The organism is Pseudomonas sp. Hz4, from assembly GCF_054898165.1.
Genome location: NZ_CM142719.1, coordinates 4,544,784 through 4,560,169, shown reverse-complemented (window position 1 = coordinate 4,560,169; position 15,386 = coordinate 4,544,784). Strand labels below are relative to the sequence as shown.

The following is a 15,386-nucleotide window of genomic DNA, read 5'->3' as shown; positions in this document are numbered from 1 at the left end:
TCCGCCTTCGCGAGCAGGCTCGCTCCCACATCTATGGTTACCCCCTTTTCTGCAATACTGTTTTTGATGCGTGGTTGGCTTGCTTTCATCTATCCGGCGTCTGAGTGGGGTTGTGGCCCCCGCGCCTCGATGAGAATCGATGCCCGACGATCCTAATTATTCGAACGGCCTTTCAGCCGTGTGGGAGCTCAGGGTTGTCGTCAGGCCGGTTGGCCGTTCACGTCATCTGTTATCCAGCATCGCAAAACCAGGTGGGTGGTGCTCGGGTGACAGCAGGGTCAGGCGTTCATCGCGGTTGGCCCTGCATCGAATTCAGAGTGGTGTGCCGCAATCGCCCAGGCGATCCTCGCCAGCTTATTGGCCAGCGCGCAGACCACATGGTTGGAGTGATGGTGGGCTAATAGCTGCCGGACCCAGTCCGCCAGCCAGCCTTTCTGGCGCTCCAGCTGCATCAAGTAGACACGGGCGCACTGGATGAGCAGGCGCCTCTGGTTGCGATCACCGCGCTTGCTGATGCCCAATAGAACGGTCTTGCCGCCCGTGGAATGCTGTTTGGGCACCAGCCCGATCGAGGCCGAATAGCCTCGCCCGCATTTGAACTGTTTGCCATCACCCAACTCGGCAGCCAGGACGGTGGAGGTGATCGGGCCGACACACGGCATGGTCATCAAACGAGATGCCAAATCATCTTCAGCGGCCTGGCATTGCACTCGCTTATCCAATGCCTTGATCCGCTCATTCAGGTAGTTGAAGTGCTCATGTAGCATCGTCAGAATTATTTTGATGTCTTCAGAAAATGAACTCGCCTCAAGTAGCGCCGGCAGATCGTTGATCGATTTGAAGCCTGGGGCCAAGCTGACGCCAACCTCCAGAAGGGCTGCGTGAATCCGATTGACGGTCGCGGTGCGGTCTTTGATGAACGAATCCCGTGTCGAGTTGAGCATGGCCAACGCCTGCTGAGCCTGGGTCTTGGGGGCGACAAAGCGCATCGTTGGGCGGGTCGCTGCCTCGCAGATCGCCTCGGCGTCAGCGAAGTCGTTCTTGTTGCTTTTCACATAAGGACGCACGAGATGAGGCGCAATGAGCTTGGGCGTATGTCCCAGCTTTGCGACCTCCTGCGCCATGAAGTGGGCGCCGCCACAGGCTTCCATCACGACGGTGCAGGGATCGAGGTTCGCCAGGTGTTGGATCAGCGCCACTCGAGTAAACTTTTTGCGCTGGAGCTCATGACCACGATCATCTTGAGCATGCAGGTGAAAGGAGTGTTTTCCCAGGTCGATGGCGGCAATAGCTACTTTGTTCATGGCAACGGTCTCCGATAGGCCCCCTGTGAAAGCTTAGTGGGCGATCACAGAGGGCGGCGGGGGTAGCCATTTCATTATTTTGACTCGTGTTGGGCTTAGCCTTGCTTGGCGGCTTTCAGGCACTTCAAATCATTGAAGTCCTTGCGCACCCCTTCTATTTTCTTCAGCAACCGCTGGCGCTGTTCCGGTGTGCTTTCGGCCATCAAATCTACAAACAGTCCCCGTGCCTGAGCTTCGGTGTTCGCGAAGGCCTGACGGTAAGCGGGCGTCCATAGACTCTCGCGATTGACCAGAAGCGTCTCGATGCGCTGTGGGAATTCTGGACTCTGGCGCTGCGCAACCGCTGCACTGAACTGCTTCTGCCAATGGACTCGGTTGGCGATCCATTGCGTATTTTGGTCACCTAAGGCGGTTGACCATGCGACAACGCGTAGCTGCTGGGTTGCGCTGAGCGGGCCGAGCCAGTCATTCAGGCGTTTTTCCATGCGCTGGCCACGTCCCTTGATCTGTTGATCGAGGGACGGTTTGAGGTAACGCTCTTGGCGTTTGTTCTGGTCCTTGGCGAAGGAGTCGTTCATCTCTGCGACTTGCTTGTCATCCAGCCCCTGTAACAGCTCAATGGCCGACGGGGTGATTTCCCGGGCGGTCTGAGCGATGGCGGCTTTGGCTTCTTGGATGCGGGTTTGCAGCGCGGCGTCGGTGACCTGGTTGGTCTCGACCATGACCTGAGAGCGGTCCAGCCAGTCGAGGTAACTCGGCAGTTGCGTGGTGCAATGCCAGCTCAGGTGCTCTTTGAGGCGCTCGTCGAACCAATCTTTCTGCTCCCCGTGCATGTTCAGGTAATCGCTGAGCGTCCAAGGAATAATCACGTCGAGGTTGCGATAGGCCAAGCCCACGCGGCTGCACGCACCGAGGGCGAGACTGAGGGTGATAACGAGGGCGAGATACTTCAACCAGCGCGACATGGGCGAATCCTTTGCGAAGGTCTGGTTTCTTTAATTGGCTTCTCTATGTGAGCGCAGAATGAGCCATGCAGTTCAGCCGATCAATAAAAGGCGCGTTCAGCCTTGAGGGTGACCAGCCCGTCGCATTGGCTGTTGCGCCCGGAATAGGCGGAGCAGCTGCTGCCGCTCAAGCTGGAGTCACTGTAGATCAGGTCCAGATCGACGCCCATGAACGGGCGGGAAAGTTGCACTGACCAGTCGGTGAAATTGCCTACATATCCACCGTCGACGGACACCGGCGTGTTGAGCTGGTGGGTGGTGTATTTCATGCTGATCCCGATGCCGAACGGCTGATTGCCACCGAGGTCGGCGAATACGGTGCTGTTCTGTTTGTCCGGGTCGTTGCTGAAGGCTGCGCCAAAACGGCTGCCCAGAAAGGTCAGGCCACCGAAAAGCTCTTGGCTGTCGAGAGTGTCCACTTCCGGATAGCTGTAATGGATCATGCCGACTTCGTACCCGAGGGTATTATCGAAAGGCTGTTTAAAGCCCAGGTAGGAGTCGACTTCAAGGTTGGCCCCTGGCGTTAACCCCATGCTCGGAGCCCATTGACCGACGTAAAAACCGCTGTCGTGACTCAGGTCGAGACCACCGTGGAACGAACCGGTGCTGGAAGGTTTGACCAGCCCTTGGGCCATGCTGCGGCTGGGGGTGGTGCCGAGTTTGAGATCGAAGTCGCCCAGTTCACGCTGAAAGATTTGCGCATTGGCGACCGAACACCACAGCAGGGTGCTGAGCAATAAATAGGAGGGTTTGAGCATGCGTCACTCCATGACAGCGAGGGGCAGGAACAAAAACCTACTGAAACGCTTGATCTAGACGTGTGCAAGCATACCGGCGAATGCTCGGCATCGAAGGCCGTTCGTCGATTTTTGAAATATTGATGTGGTTGGCTGGGTGTTGCCAGGAGGGTTCCAGTCCAAGCGCTTCGAAGCTCAAAGCGCTTAGGGACCAGGTGACGCGGCGGATCTTGGGGTAGTTACTTCTTGCCCAGGGTGATCTGCTTGGACGGGCCGAACGTCTGGCCGCTGACGCCTTTGGCAATTTGCTGGATCTCGCCGCCGGACTTGAGGAACGCAGCAATCTGGTTGTTGATCGATTCGCTGGTTTCAACGGCTGGAGCTGGCTTTGCTTTGCTGTTGGATGCTTTTACACGCATGGCGGCCATTAACCTATAGAAAATTAACTTGGCCAGGCATCGTACAGGAAATACTTGACAATTGCTTGGCAAATATCCCCCCGAAATACACAAGACAGATGAAGAATTTATCGCCAGTTATTATTCTGGATAACCCCCTAAGCTGCTGTTTTAACTAATAACGACCGTGAAAAAACCCATTTTTTTGCTTGGCTGACAGGTGCGCAAGTCGCCAGATCGGCCTGACGAGCGGCCTGGCGCGAGCGGTAAAACCCAGGAAAATTAAGCCCCCTTAGAGGATTTTCTTCCGCCACCGGGCTGGCCAGCGAACGCGGCCCGCAAAACCGGGTAGAATGCCGCCCACGCAATGAGGGTATTGGAAATGGCTTTAGTCGGGCGCTACAACAGTTTGCAAGTGGTTAAACACACTAACTTCGGTTTATATCTGGACGGTGGCGCGGAGGGCGAAATCCTCCTGCCTAATCGTTATATCCCCAAAGATATTCCCAGCGAAGATGAAGATTGGCTCAACGTTTTTATTTATCTGGACAGCGATGACAAACTCATCGCAACTACCGAAAAGCCGAAAGTTCAAGTCGGTGAGTTCGCCAGTTTAAAAGTCGTTGAAGTCAACAGCATCGGTGTTTTCCTGGATTGGGGCTTGCCGAAGGATCTGTTGCTGCCGTACTCCGAAGAAAAGCGCCAGATGACCGCCGGCGAGTATGTCGTGGTGCACGTCTACCTCGACAAGCACACCCGCCGCATCACCGCGACGGCGCGTCTGGACCGCTACCTCGACAAGACCCCGGGCACTTACACCCCTGGCCAGGAAGTTGATTTGCTGGTGGCCGAAGCCACCGACATGGGCTTCAAGGCGATCATCAACAACAAGCACTGGGGCCTGATCCACAAGAACGAAATCTTCAAGTTCATGCGCGCCGGTAAAGAAGAGAAGGGCTTTATCAAAGAAGTCCGTGCCGACGGCAAGATCAGCCTGAGCCTGCAACCGGTCGGCGAAGAAGCCGCCACCAGCCTGAACTCGAAGATTCTCGCCAAGTTGCGCGACAACAATGGCAGCCTGCCGGTCAGCGACAAGAGCGACCCGACGGTGATCAGCAGTCTGTTTGGTGTGAGCAAGGGCAACTTCAAAAAAGCCATCGGTGCGTTGTACAAGAACGGCCAGATCGTCATTCATGCCGATCGCATTGAGCTGAGCTGACCTCACTCCTACCGGTATGGGCCCCGAGCATGTACGTTCACTGCACCGGAGCTTTGCCTTTACTGTCGAGTCACTGCCATGGATTGTGTAGTCGAGGTGTTTAGGTGAGCGCCACCCGGCGCAGCGCCGATGGGTTCGCCCTGCAAGTAATGATCGGGTTGTGCCTGATCTGGGGTATTCAGCAGGTGATGATCAAATGGGCGGCGCCAGATATCGCGCCGGTCATGCAGGCCGCCGGGCGCTCGGGGATTTCCGCATTGCTCGTAGGATTGTTGATCTGCTGGAAGGGCGGCTGGGATCAGGTGGGCAACACCTGGCGCGGTGGACTACTGGCTGGCGCGCTTTTTGGCCTGGAGTTCTTCTTCATTTCCGAAGGCCTGCAACTCACCACGGCCGCGCACATGTCGGTGTTCCTTTACACCGCGCCGATCTTTACCGCATTGGGCGTTCATTGGTTGTTGCCGAGTGAGCGTTTAAGACCGGTCCAGTGGCTGGGAATTTTCCTCGCCTTCGTCGGGATCGCCATCGCGTTTGCCGGTGGGGTGTCCTGGGACAACCTCGATCACCGCATGTTGATGGGCGATGCGCTGGGCGTACTGGCCGGCACGTCCTGGGGCGCGACCACCGTGGTGGTGCGCGCTTCGCGCCTGTCGGAAGCGCCGGTGACCCTGACGCTGTTCTATCAATTGATTGTCGGTTTCGTTGGTTTGTTGCTGATTGCGATCCTCAGCGGCCAGGTCACCCACGTCAGCCTGACCACTGTAGCGGTGGCCAGCGTGTTGTTTCAGGGATTGGTGGTGTCGTTTTTCAGTTACCTGACCTGGTTCTGGCTGTTGCGTCGTTACCTGGCGGCGAACCTGGCCGTGTTTTCGTTCATGACGCCGCTGTTCGGCGTCACGTTCGGTGTGGTGCTGCTGGGCGAAGAGCTGAGCATCAACTTCGTCATCGGTGCGGTGCTGGTGCTCCTGGGTATCACGTTTGTCAGCGCTGAGCAGTGGGTGCGCCGTCGTTTGCGCAAAGCCCTCGGGCAGCAGTGACCGGGTTTACACCCGCCGATCCTCAGCGCGCTGGATGTGGAAGGGAGGTCGGTGTTCACTTTTCGGCAGGGGTGTTCCTACCGGATGCGTCTGGAAGCCTGGTTCTCTCATTACCACGCGGCCATGGGCCGGGCTGGAAATCGAGTCTCATCCGGGGATGCTCGCCTGCGTGATCGCGGGCTCAGGCGTGGCGCTGATGTCGGAGTCGATGCTTGCCAGTCTGCCGGGCCGCGAAAGCGTGGCGGTGCATCCATTGGCCGAGCCGTTTGCCAGTGCCACCACGTGGCTGATGTGGCGCAAAGGCATGGTCGGGGCGAACTTAAACGCGTGGCTTGATCAGCAACAATTGGTCTATCCGGCGACGCCGAGCCAGGCTCAGGCGATTGCTTGAACTATCGTTCAGGTATTTTGATCAATTCAGTAACAGATCATTGCGACTTTGGGCGAGCATTGCGTAGGACTTCGGACTATTATCAGTGCGAAGTGGCTACAGAATTTTGGCTACTCGGCACTACCCTGAAGGGGGCACCATGAAAGAGAAAATCCAAAACTGGCTGCACGACTTGGGTGTCGCACTCGGTTTGATCGAACCGCCTCTGCAACCTGTTCCCATTCGCACTGACGACGAACTACGCCGACGCCAGCAGCGCCGCCGGTAAGCCTTTGGCTCACAGGCTCGAACCTGGCAAATCACCTGTGGCGAGGGAGCTCGCTCCCGCTGGGCCGCGAAGCGGCCCCATTGCCGCCAAGGTGTGTCAGTTAGAACGCTCAGGCAGGTTTCGAGCGGGAGCAAGCTCCCTCGCCACAGGAACTGTGTGTGTACTCGCCAAAGGGGGTGTTTTTGGCAACCCGTCTCAACGCCGCTCGATCTCCAGCAAAAACCGACTCAAGTCATTCGCCGTCCTGGCGGTCTTGAGCATCTGATCTTCCTCCGCCGTAAACGCCGTCAAACCCAATTCATCTTCCAGATGGAAGATCAGCTCTTCGATATCTTCCTTTTCCAAGCCCAATTGCGCCAGGCTGGCGTTGTCGTCGAAGTCATCCTGACCCTCCAGCAGGCGGCTGATGAAACGATGCACGACGGCACGAACGGCAGCTCTTTTCATGGTCATTCTTCGAGGGCGTTATTGTTGTTGTCCCTGGGTCTGAGTACAGCAGGCTTCAGGCGTGCAAGCGCTGCCACTGGTCAATCATCGTGCGCAAATGCTCCCCGGAAAAACTCCCGAAATGCCCGCCATGCACCGTGCGGATCGGCAACTCGCGCAAACGCTGCAGGCTGCGGGCGTAGTCGTCGAGGTTGGAGTGGTAGGCGTCTTCGATCAGCGGCCCGTCGTAGATGATGTCGCCGCTGAACAGGGTCTCGGTCGCCGCTTCGTACAGGCTGATGCCGCCCGGTGAATGCCCCGGCGTGTGCAGCACTTGCAGCGTGCGGTTGCCCAGATCCAGCACGTCGCCTTCTTCGATCAACCCGGTGGCTGGGGCCGCTTTGACCCGATACTCGGCATAGCACAACGGGCAATCGGGGTGAGCTTCGAACATCTCGTCACCGACAAAAGCCTTGCTCAGTGTGTTCTCGCCGTCCGGCGACGCGAGGATTTGCGCTTCGGCCGGATGTACCAGGCGTTCGGGGAATTCGTGATGGCCGGCGATGTGGTCGAAATGGCAATGACTCGCCACGGCTACCAGCGGCCGCTCAGTGATCCACGGCAGTTGCTCGCGCAGGCTCACTAGCCCGGAACCGCTGTCGAGCAGCAAATCTTTGTCGCGGCCCTGAATGTGCCAGAGATTGCAGCGATAAAAGGGGCGGATGTACGGCTCGTGAATCAGGCGAATGCCGTCGCTGAGTTGTTTGACCTCGAACCACTGATCGCGGCTGACGATCTTCATAAGCAGTTTCCTTCAGACGAAAAAAAACGGGTGTGGCAACCGACGCCACACCCGTCGAAGAAACAGTCAATCCATTCCTTTCAGCTTAGATGGCGCTCGCCATCGCTGCCGGGCGACGGGACAGCAAGCTGACCACGACGAAACTCACCAGACCTACGCCGAGGCTGTAGTAGATCGGGGTGTTGGCGTCCATACCGTCCTTGAACATGAACACCAGCGCGGTGACGAAGCCCAGCGCCATACTGGTGATCGCGCCGGCCGTAGTGGCGCGTTTCCAGTAGATAGCCCCCATCAACGGGATCAGCATGCCGCCCACCAACAGGTTGTAGGCCAAGGTCAGTGCGCTGATCACATCATTGACTACGAGTGCGATGCCCAGCACGACGATGCCGGTGAGCAGGGTGAGCAGGCGGTTAACATTCACATTCGATTGCTTGCCGCCACGCAGCTTCGGCAGCAGGTCTTCACTGAGTGTGGTGGATGCGGCGAGCAGGCCGGCGCTGGCGGTGGACATCATGGCCGCCAGTGCTGCAGCGATTACCAGGCCGCGGATACCGTCCGGCAGGGACACTTTGACGATGGCGGCAAAGGCATTGTTGACGTTGTCCAGGTCCGGAATCAGCACATGAGCAGCCATGCCGATCAGCGCACACACCAGGCCGTAGACAATGCAGTAGATCCCGGCAGACGTGCCCGCGTACTTGGCAACTTTCTCGCTTCGTGCGGTGAACACCCGTTGCCAGATGTCTTGACCGATCAGGATGCCAAAGAAGTAAATCATGAAGTAGGTGATGATGGTGTCCCAGCCGATGCTGGTGAAGCTGAAGCTGGCGGCTGGCAATTGGGCAACCAGTTGATCCCAGCCACCGACACGGTACAGGCAGATCGGCAGCAACAGGAACATCAGGCCCACCGTCTGGATACCGAACTGGACGATGTCGGTCAGGGTCAGGGACCACATGCCACCGATGGTCGAGTAAATCACCACCACACCACCGCCGAGCAGTATCGAGACCCAGAACGGCAAGCCGAACAGCACTTCCAGAATGGTGCCGATCGCCAGGATCGAAGTCACGCCGATCATCAGTGCATAGGCCAGCATGATGGTTGCGCTCGCCGTACGAGCCATTGGGTTATAGCGCTTTTCCAGCACCTGGGTAACGGTGAATACCTTCAGTTTCAGCAGCGGTTTGGCGAGGAACAGGTTCAACGCCACGATCCCGCAACCCAGTGCGGCGCAGAGCCAGAAACCGGAAATGCCATGGACGTAGCCCAAACGCACGGTGCCGACGGTGGATGCGCCACCCAGGACGGTAGCGGCCATGGTGCCCATATAGAGACTAGGGCCGAGGTTGCGACCGGCGACCAAATAGTCTTCGTGGGTCTTGGCCTTGCGCATGCCGAAGTAGCCGAGTACCAGCATCGCGGCGGCGTAAATGAGAACGACGAATAAATCCAATGCCATGATGGCGTGTCTCCGATTGTCTTTTTTATGGTGAGGCTGAAAAGCAAACTTTGTAGGAGCAAGGCTTGCCCGCGAAGGAGGCGCCGCGGTCCATCAGGCCGACCGCGTGATCGTTCTTCGCGGGCAAGCCTCGCTCCTACACCATCGCCGGTTTAGCGAGCGAATCCGTGCCCTTGCTGCGTGGATCGTTTGGACCGAACACCGCTGCCGATTCCGGGAACAGGCTCAGCAGCGTCAGGTACACCAGCGACGCCAGGCCGAGGGTGACCGGCAGGCTGATGTCGATGCCGCCAGCCAGATTGCCCAACGGACCGACAAACTGCCCCGGCAGGTTCACGAAGCACAAACCGACCGCTGCACTCGGGATCCAGGCACCCAGGCCACGCCAGTTCCAGCCATGCGTGAACCAGTAACGACCCCCTTTCTCGCCACGGGTGAACACTTGCAGGTCATCCGGGCAGTAGAAGCCTCGACGCACCAGCAGACCGATGATCATGATCACCATCCACGGGGTGGTGCAGGTGATGATCAGCACGGCGAAGGTCGACACGCTCTGCACCAGGTTCGCGGCAAAGCGCCCGATGAAGATGAAGGCAATCGACATCACGCCGATCAACAGCGTTGCCTTGACCCGCGACAGCACACGAGGGAACACGCTGGACATGTCCAGCCCGGTGCCATAGAGCGAGGTGGTGCCGGTGGACATGCCGCCGATCACTGCGATCAGGCATACCGGCAGGAAGAACCAGCTCGGCGAGACGGCCAGCAGGCCACCCACGTAGTTGTTGGCTGCGATGTAGTCCGGTGCCTTGATCGCCACGATGGTCGCGGTGCTCAGACCGAACAGGAACGGGATGAAGGTGGCGATCTGCGAGATCACCACGGCGGCCATGATCCGGCGCTTGGAGGTGTCACGCGGGATGTAGCGCGACCAGTCACCGAGGAACGCCCCGAAGGAAATCGGGTTGCTCATGGCCACCAGCGCAGCGCCAATGAAGGCCGCCCAGAAACCCGGTTGACCCATGCTGACGGTGCCGGCGAAGTTCACATCGAAAGGGCCGGCGAAGGCGAAGATGCCCAGCAGGAACAACAGGCTGGCACTCCACACCGCGATCTTGTTGACCCACAACAAGAAGCGAAAACCGTAGATGCAAACGGTCAGCACCAGGATCGCGAACAGACCGTAGGCCAGGCCCAGCGTCAGGTCGGTTTCCGGAAGACCGATCAGGCGTTTGGCGCCACCGATCAACGCATCACCCGAACTCCACACCGAGAGCGAGAAGAAGGCGATGGCGGTCAACAGCGACAGAAACGAACCGACAATCCGCCCGTGAACGCCAAAGTGCGCACCGGAAGACACGGCGTTGTTGGTGCCATTGATCGGGCCGAACAGGCCCATTGGCGCGAGGATCAGCGAGCCCAGCAGCACGCCGAGCACAATCGCCCAGACGCCCGCCTGAAAAGACAGGCCGAACAGAACCGGGAAACTGCCGAGCACGGCGGTGGCAAAAGTGTTGGACCCACCGAAGATCATCCGGAACAAATCCGTCGGGCCTGCGGTGCGTTCGCTGTCCGGGATCTGTTCAACCCCGTAGGTTTCAATGTGCGTAAGGCTTGGGTCTTTGTTGTTGTTGTTATTCATGATCAGCTCCGATCATAAAGGCGCGCTCATCGTGTGTGAGCGTCACCTGTTTGGCTAAGGGGGTGGCAGCCCTTCCGGCATCGCGGACAAATGTTCGTGGCAGGCCAGCCATAGGCCTTGTTGTTCTTGGCCAGACGCTTGTTTCTTGAAAACAATCGTCTCGCGCTCCTGGCTGAAGTGTTGCTCCCCTTGCATGCGCAGCTCGGTGGCGACGTCATGGATGAAAATCGCCACGTCACCCTGCAGGCTGACGAAAGCGTTGCTCGAAGTGCACGAAAGCACCTCGAAGCCATCCTTCGAACGCCAGGTGTCCCACAAGGCCTGGTAGGCATCGCGCGACAGCAGAGGCTGCTCGAGGGTGTAGAACACGAAGCTGGCGTCAGCGCTGAACGCACCGAAGTAGGCTTCGCGATCATTACCGGCAAAGGCTGTCACCAGATCGGCGGCAGCTTTTAATACCTGATCACGTTCGTTCATGCCCGATCCTCAGCGGTGGGCCACGCCAGGCAGTACGCAGAGCATTTCGTACAGCAAGTTGGCGGCCAGCAGCGAGGTGTTGCCGGTGGTGTCGTAAGCGGGCGAGACTTCTACCAGATCGCAACCGATCAGGTCGAGGCCTTGGCAGCCGCGAATGATCTCAATCGCCTGAATGGTCGTCAGACCACCGATTTCCGGGGTGCCGGTGCCTGGCGCCCAAGCGGGGTCAATGCCGTCGATGTCGAAACTCAGGTACACCGGACCGCCGCCGACTTTTTCGCGAACTTCGGCCATCAGCGGTGCCAAGGATTTGTGCCAGCACTCTTCAGCCTGAACCACGCGGAAGCCCTGTTTACGGCTCCAGTTGAAGTCTTCAGAGGTGTAACCCTGAGCGCGCAAACCGATTTGCACCACGCGATCGCAGTCGATCAGGCCTTCTTCGGCAGCGCGACGGAAGGTAGTGCCGTGGGCGATTTTCTCGCCGAACATGTGATCGTTCACATCGGCGTGAGCATCGATGTGCACCAGACCGACCTTGCCGTGCTTCTTATGAATCGCACGCAGGATGGGCAGGGTGATGGTGTGGTCGCCGCCCAGGGTCAGCGGGATCACGTTGTGTTCGAGGATGGCGTCGTAGGACTCTTCGATGATCCGTACGGCGTCCAGCAGGTTGAACGTGTTGATCGCGACGTCACCGATGTCAGCGACCGACAGCGAGTCGAACGGCGCAGCGCCGGTGGCCATGTTGTACGGGCGGATCATGACCGATTCCGCGCGGATTTCGCGAGGTCCGAAGCGGGTGCCAGGGCGCAGAGACGTGCCGATGTCCAGCGGGACGCCAACGAAGGCAGCATCCAGACCGGCAGCGGTTGGCAAATGGGGAAGTCGCATCATGGTGGCGATGCCGCCGAAGCGCGGCATTTCATTGCCGCCCAGTGGTTGGTGAAGAATCTTGTCCACGGGTTCAGGCCTCATATTTTTTATATTAGGGGCCGATTCTGCGAAATGTAGTGGGCGGGAAGAATCGCTACGGGCAAATACTTAGTTCAGATTTTTCTAAACTAATGGCGAGTGGAGAGATAGACTTCCCAGCGTGATCGTTCCCATGCTCCGCGTGGGAACGCATCCCCGGACGCTCCGCGTCCAGTTTTTCGCGGGATGTGACGCAGAGCGTCACGGGCCGCATTCCCACGCAGAGCGTGGGAACGATCTACGGAGTGCCCCATGGCCAACGCGTTACCCGACCTGAAACTGTTGCGCATCTTCGTCAGCGTGGTTCGCCATCAGGGGTTTGCCAGCGCTCAACAAGAGCTCAACCTCTCGACCTCGGCCATCAGCACTTACATGAGCCAGCTCGAAGCCGCCCTCGGCCTGGTTCTCTGCCATCGCGGCCGTGGTGGTTTCAGCCTGACCAGCAAGGGCGAACTGTTCCATCAGGAAACCCTGCGCCTGTTCGGTGAACTCGAAGGCTTCGAACAATACGCCGCCGCCCTCAAAGGCGAACTGCGCGGCACCCTGAATCTGGGGGTGATCGACTCCACCGTCAGTGACAAGGCGTTGCCCTTCGCCGAAGCCATCGGCGCCTACAGTCAGGAACACCCGGCCGTGCATTTGCACCTGTCGGTCATGAGCCCTTACGAACTGCAACTCGGCGTGCAGGACAACCGCCTCGACCTGGCCATCGGTGCGTTCTCCACGCGCATGAGCGGTCTGGTGTACATGCCGCTCTACCGCGAACAACACTGGTTGTATTGCAGCAGTCGTCATCCGCTGTTCACCGAGCGGCGCATTCCCGAGCAGGTCATTACCCAGCAGCGCATGGTCGGCCGCGGTTACTGGAGCCAGGCCGAACTGGCCCGTCACGGCTTCAAGCACAGCGCCGCGACCGTGGAAAGTATGGAGGCGCAGCTGATTCTGGTGCTGTCCGGTGCCTACATCGGTTACCTGCCTGAGCACTACGCCCAGGCGTGGGCCGACAAGGGCGACTTGCGGGTTTTGCTGCCGGCGACCTTCGGTTATCAGGCGCCGTTCTCGATGATCGTGCGCCGTGGCCGCAGCCGCGAGCCGCTGATCCAGACCTTCCGCGACCTGCTTAAAGCGCAACTGAATCAGGCCGCTTAAAGGAAAAACAAGTGATGTCCAGAATCCAATGTCCACGCTGCCTGCGTCCACAAACCCATTGCCTGTGCCCACTGATCCCGAGCCTCGGCAGCCGCACTCGGGTGTTGCTGTTGCAGCATCCCAGTGAAGTGAACCATGCGCTGAACACCGCGCGGTTGGCGGTGTTGGGGTTGAGGAATGCCGAATTGATTGTGGGCGAAGTGTTCGAGGATTTGCCGGCTTTGTTGAACCGGCCGGGCTATCAGGCGCGACTGCTGTTTCCTGCCAATGATGCGCAGCCGTTGCAGACTTACGCCGCCAATGATCAACCGTTATTGCTGGTCGTTCCGGACGGCACCTGGCGCAAGGCGCGCAAGCTGTTGCACCTCAATCCGTTGTTGGCGGCGTTGCCGAGGGTGACGTTGGCGGAGGGTGGGGTGTCGAGATACCGATTGCGCAAAGCACCGGGGCCGGGCGCGCTGTCGACGGTGGAAGCGATTGTTCAGGCGTTGCAAACACTGGAGGCACCGACCATTTTCGAACCGTTGCTACGGCCATTTGAAGCCTTGATCGAGGGGCAGATTGCGGCGATGGGGGAAGAGACCTTTTTGCGTAATCATGGCGACACATGATCGTTCCCACGCTCTGCGTGGGAATGCATCCAGTGACGCTCTGCGTCACATTCGGGAAGGGACGCGGAGCGTGCCGGGCGACATTCCCACGCGGAGCGTGGGAACGATCGGTGGCTAACGTTCGCGCATCGCCTCGGTCCGGGCTTTGAGCACCGGTTTGAGCAAGTAATCCAACACGCTCTTCTCCCCAGTAATAATGTCCACCGTCGCCACCATCCCCGGAATAATCAGCAACGGTTTTGCATCCCCGCCCAAATGGTTTTTATCCGTCCGTACCTGAATCAGATAAAAGCTGTTGCCCTTGTCATCCGTAATCGTGTCCGCCCCAATCAACTCCAGCTTCGCACTCAGCCCGCCATAAATCGTGTAATCGTAAGCACTGAACTTGACCATGGCTTTCTGCCCCGGGTGCAGGAACGCCACGTCCTGCGGCCGGACCTTGGCTTCGATCAGCAGGTTGTCTTCAATAGGTACGATTTCCACCATGTCGCTGCCCGGCTGAACTACACCGCCGATGGTGTTGATCTTCAGCACTTTGATAATCCCGTGAACCGGCGACACCACGGTGGTGCGGGTCACTCGGTCATCGATAGCAATGCTCGATGCCGTGATTTTCGACAGGTCGGTGCGTTTCTCATTCAACTCTTTCGCCGCGTCGGATCGGAAGGATTGCTCCGATTCGTCGATCTTGCTTTTGATCTCATTGATCGCCGATTCCGCACGGGGAATCGCCAGCGTCGTGGCGTTCAATGAGCCGCGAATCTCCACCGCGCTGCGTTTGAGTCGCAAAATTTCCACTGGCGAAACCGCCCCGCTGCCCACCAGCGGCGCGGACATGTTCATCTCTTGTTGCAGCAACGCCAAGCTTGAACTGTATTGGCCCTGTTTGGAGCGGAACTCCGCCAGTTCCTGGGTTTTTTGCCGTAGTTGTTCACTCAGCGTGCGCTGTTCGCTCGCCAATCGACGCTGCCGTTGTTCGTGCAACGAGCGTTCGTCTTCGGCCACTTGCGGCGCCTTGGCGATCACTTCGGGGGACAGCTTGAACGGCCGGCCTTCAGCCTCGGCCGACAGCCGTTCGACCTGCGCCGTCAGCGCATAACGATCCGCCTCACTTTCGCCCTTATTCGACAGGAATCGAGTGTCATCGAGGCGCAGCAAGGTGTCGCCCTTGTTCACCATTTGCCCTTCGCGAACGAAGATCTCAGTGACGATGCCGCCCTCCAGGTTCTGGATCACTTGGACTTTGCTCGACGGAATCGCCTTGCCTTCACCCATGGTCACTTCCTGCAGCACCGCAAACTTTGCCCAGACCACCGCCGTAATAATCAGCGCTGCCGCCAGCCACACGGTGATTCGCGACCTGCGTGGTGAATCCTGCAATGAGGCACCGGCGGTTTCCGGCATGAATTCACTTTCGGCGCTTTTGCTGAAACTGCCGAAGTAGCCCCGGTCTTGTGGCGTGTCGGATGATGAACGGGCCATGG

General features: G+C 58.6%; 16 protein-coding genes and 1 pseudogene. 6 read left to right on the top strand and 11 right to left on the bottom strand.

The annotated features are described in order from the left end of the window. Positions 1–278 precede the first annotated feature (278 nt). From ACYZTR_RS20805 to ACYZTR_RS20790, 4 genes are all read right to left on the bottom strand, one after another. Entirely contained in the window at positions 279–1,304 is a 1,026-nt protein-coding gene (locus ACYZTR_RS20805; protein ID WP_461973573.1) for an IS110 family RNA-guided transposase, read from the bottom strand. A gap of 95 nt (positions 1,305–1,399) precedes the next feature. Further along, positions 1,400–2,269, bottom strand: coding sequence for a DUF6279 family lipoprotein (locus tag ACYZTR_RS20800; RefSeq protein WP_461973572.1), 870 nt, complete (start codon positions 2,267–2,269; stop codon positions 1,400–1,402). An 80-nt stretch (positions 2,270–2,349) separates the two neighbouring features. Continuing rightward, a complete protein-coding gene (locus tag ACYZTR_RS20795) occupies positions 2,350–3,066 on the bottom strand; it encodes a TorF family putative porin (protein ID WP_461973571.1) in 717 nt (238 codons plus the stop codon). Positions 3,067–3,284: 218 nt separating this feature from the next. Next, the gene (locus ACYZTR_RS20790; protein WP_017337097.1) at positions 3,285–3,473 is read right to left on the bottom strand and encodes a hypothetical protein; all 189 of its coding nucleotides are present in this window, start codon (positions 3,471–3,473) and stop codon (positions 3,285–3,287) included. 352 nt (positions 3,474–3,825) lie between these two features. Here ACYZTR_RS20790 and ACYZTR_RS20785 point away from each other — a divergent pair, with 352 nt between their 5' ends. The 4 genes and pseudogenes from ACYZTR_RS20785 to ACYZTR_RS20770 all read left to right on the top strand — a co-directional run bounded on the left by ACYZTR_RS20785 (position 3,826) and on the right by ACYZTR_RS20770 (position 6,358). Then, entirely contained in the window at positions 3,826–4,662 is an 837-nt protein-coding gene (locus ACYZTR_RS20785; protein WP_461973570.1) for a CvfB family protein, read from the top strand. 104 nt (positions 4,663–4,766) lie between these two features. Then, positions 4,767–5,699: a DMT family transporter gene (locus ACYZTR_RS20780; protein WP_461973569.1), complete on the top strand. Its 933-nt coding sequence runs from the start codon at positions 4,767–4,769 to the stop codon at positions 5,697–5,699. Positions 5,700–5,708: 9 nt separating this feature from the next. Beyond that, positions 5,709–6,090: pseudogene (locus ACYZTR_RS20775) on the top strand (LysR substrate-binding domain-containing protein); the annotation flags it as partial. 139 nt (positions 6,091–6,229) lie between these two features. Beyond that, on the top strand, positions 6,230–6,358 hold the full coding sequence (locus ACYZTR_RS20770) for a PA1414 family protein (protein WP_263860087.1): 129 nt from the start codon (positions 6,230–6,232) through the stop codon (positions 6,356–6,358). Between the two features lie 195 nt (positions 6,359–6,553). Here the strand turns inward: ACYZTR_RS20770 and ACYZTR_RS20765 are convergent, their stop codons facing one another. The 6 genes from ACYZTR_RS20765 to speB form a co-directional block, all read right to left on the bottom strand. Next, positions 6,554–6,805 carry an acyl carrier protein gene (locus ACYZTR_RS20765; RefSeq protein WP_461973568.1) on the bottom strand — a complete coding sequence of 84 codons (252 nt, stop codon included), beginning with the start codon at positions 6,803–6,805 and terminating at the stop codon, positions 6,554–6,556. Positions 6,806–6,860: 55 nt separating this feature from the next. Then, the gene (locus ACYZTR_RS20760; RefSeq protein ID WP_461973567.1) at positions 6,861–7,586 is read right to left on the bottom strand and encodes an MBL fold metallo-hydrolase; all 726 of its coding nucleotides are present in this window, start codon (positions 7,584–7,586) and stop codon (positions 6,861–6,863) included. Between the two features lie 85 nt (positions 7,587–7,671). Next, entirely contained in the window at positions 7,672–9,051 is a 1,380-nt protein-coding gene (locus tag ACYZTR_RS20755) for a sodium:solute symporter family protein (RefSeq protein WP_461973566.1), read from the bottom strand. Between the two features lie 136 nt (positions 9,052–9,187). After that, positions 9,188–10,693, bottom strand: coding sequence for a purine-cytosine permease family protein (locus ACYZTR_RS20750; RefSeq protein ID WP_461973565.1), 1,506 nt, complete (start codon positions 10,691–10,693; stop codon positions 9,188–9,190). Positions 10,694–10,747: 54 nt separating this feature from the next. Then, complete coding sequence (locus ACYZTR_RS20745) at positions 10,748–11,170, bottom strand: YybH family protein (RefSeq protein ID WP_461973564.1); 423 nt, start codon at positions 11,168–11,170, stop codon at positions 10,748–10,750. 9 nt (positions 11,171–11,179) lie between these two features. Next, on the bottom strand, positions 11,180–12,130 hold the full coding sequence (gene speB, locus ACYZTR_RS20740; RefSeq protein WP_131062549.1) for an agmatinase: 951 nt from the start codon (positions 12,128–12,130) through the stop codon (positions 11,180–11,182). 264 nt (positions 12,131–12,394) lie between these two features. On the opposite strand from speB, the gene ACYZTR_RS20735 reads away from it, so the two are divergent. Continuing rightward, on the top strand, positions 12,395–13,291 hold the full coding sequence (locus tag ACYZTR_RS20735) for a LysR family transcriptional regulator (RefSeq protein WP_461973563.1): 897 nt from the start codon (positions 12,395–12,397) through the stop codon (positions 13,289–13,291). Positions 13,292–13,305: 14 nt separating this feature from the next. Further along, complete coding sequence (locus ACYZTR_RS20730) at positions 13,306–13,902, top strand: tRNA-uridine aminocarboxypropyltransferase (protein ID WP_461973562.1); 597 nt, start codon at positions 13,306–13,308, stop codon at positions 13,900–13,902. 114 nt (positions 13,903–14,016) lie between these two features. Here the strand turns inward: ACYZTR_RS20730 and ACYZTR_RS20725 are convergent, their stop codons facing one another. After that, positions 14,017–15,384 carry an HlyD family type I secretion periplasmic adaptor subunit gene (locus tag ACYZTR_RS20725; protein WP_461973561.1) on the bottom strand — a complete coding sequence of 456 codons (1,368 nt, stop codon included), beginning with the start codon at positions 15,382–15,384 and terminating at the stop codon, positions 14,017–14,019. Positions 15,385–15,386: the final 2 nt, after the last annotated feature.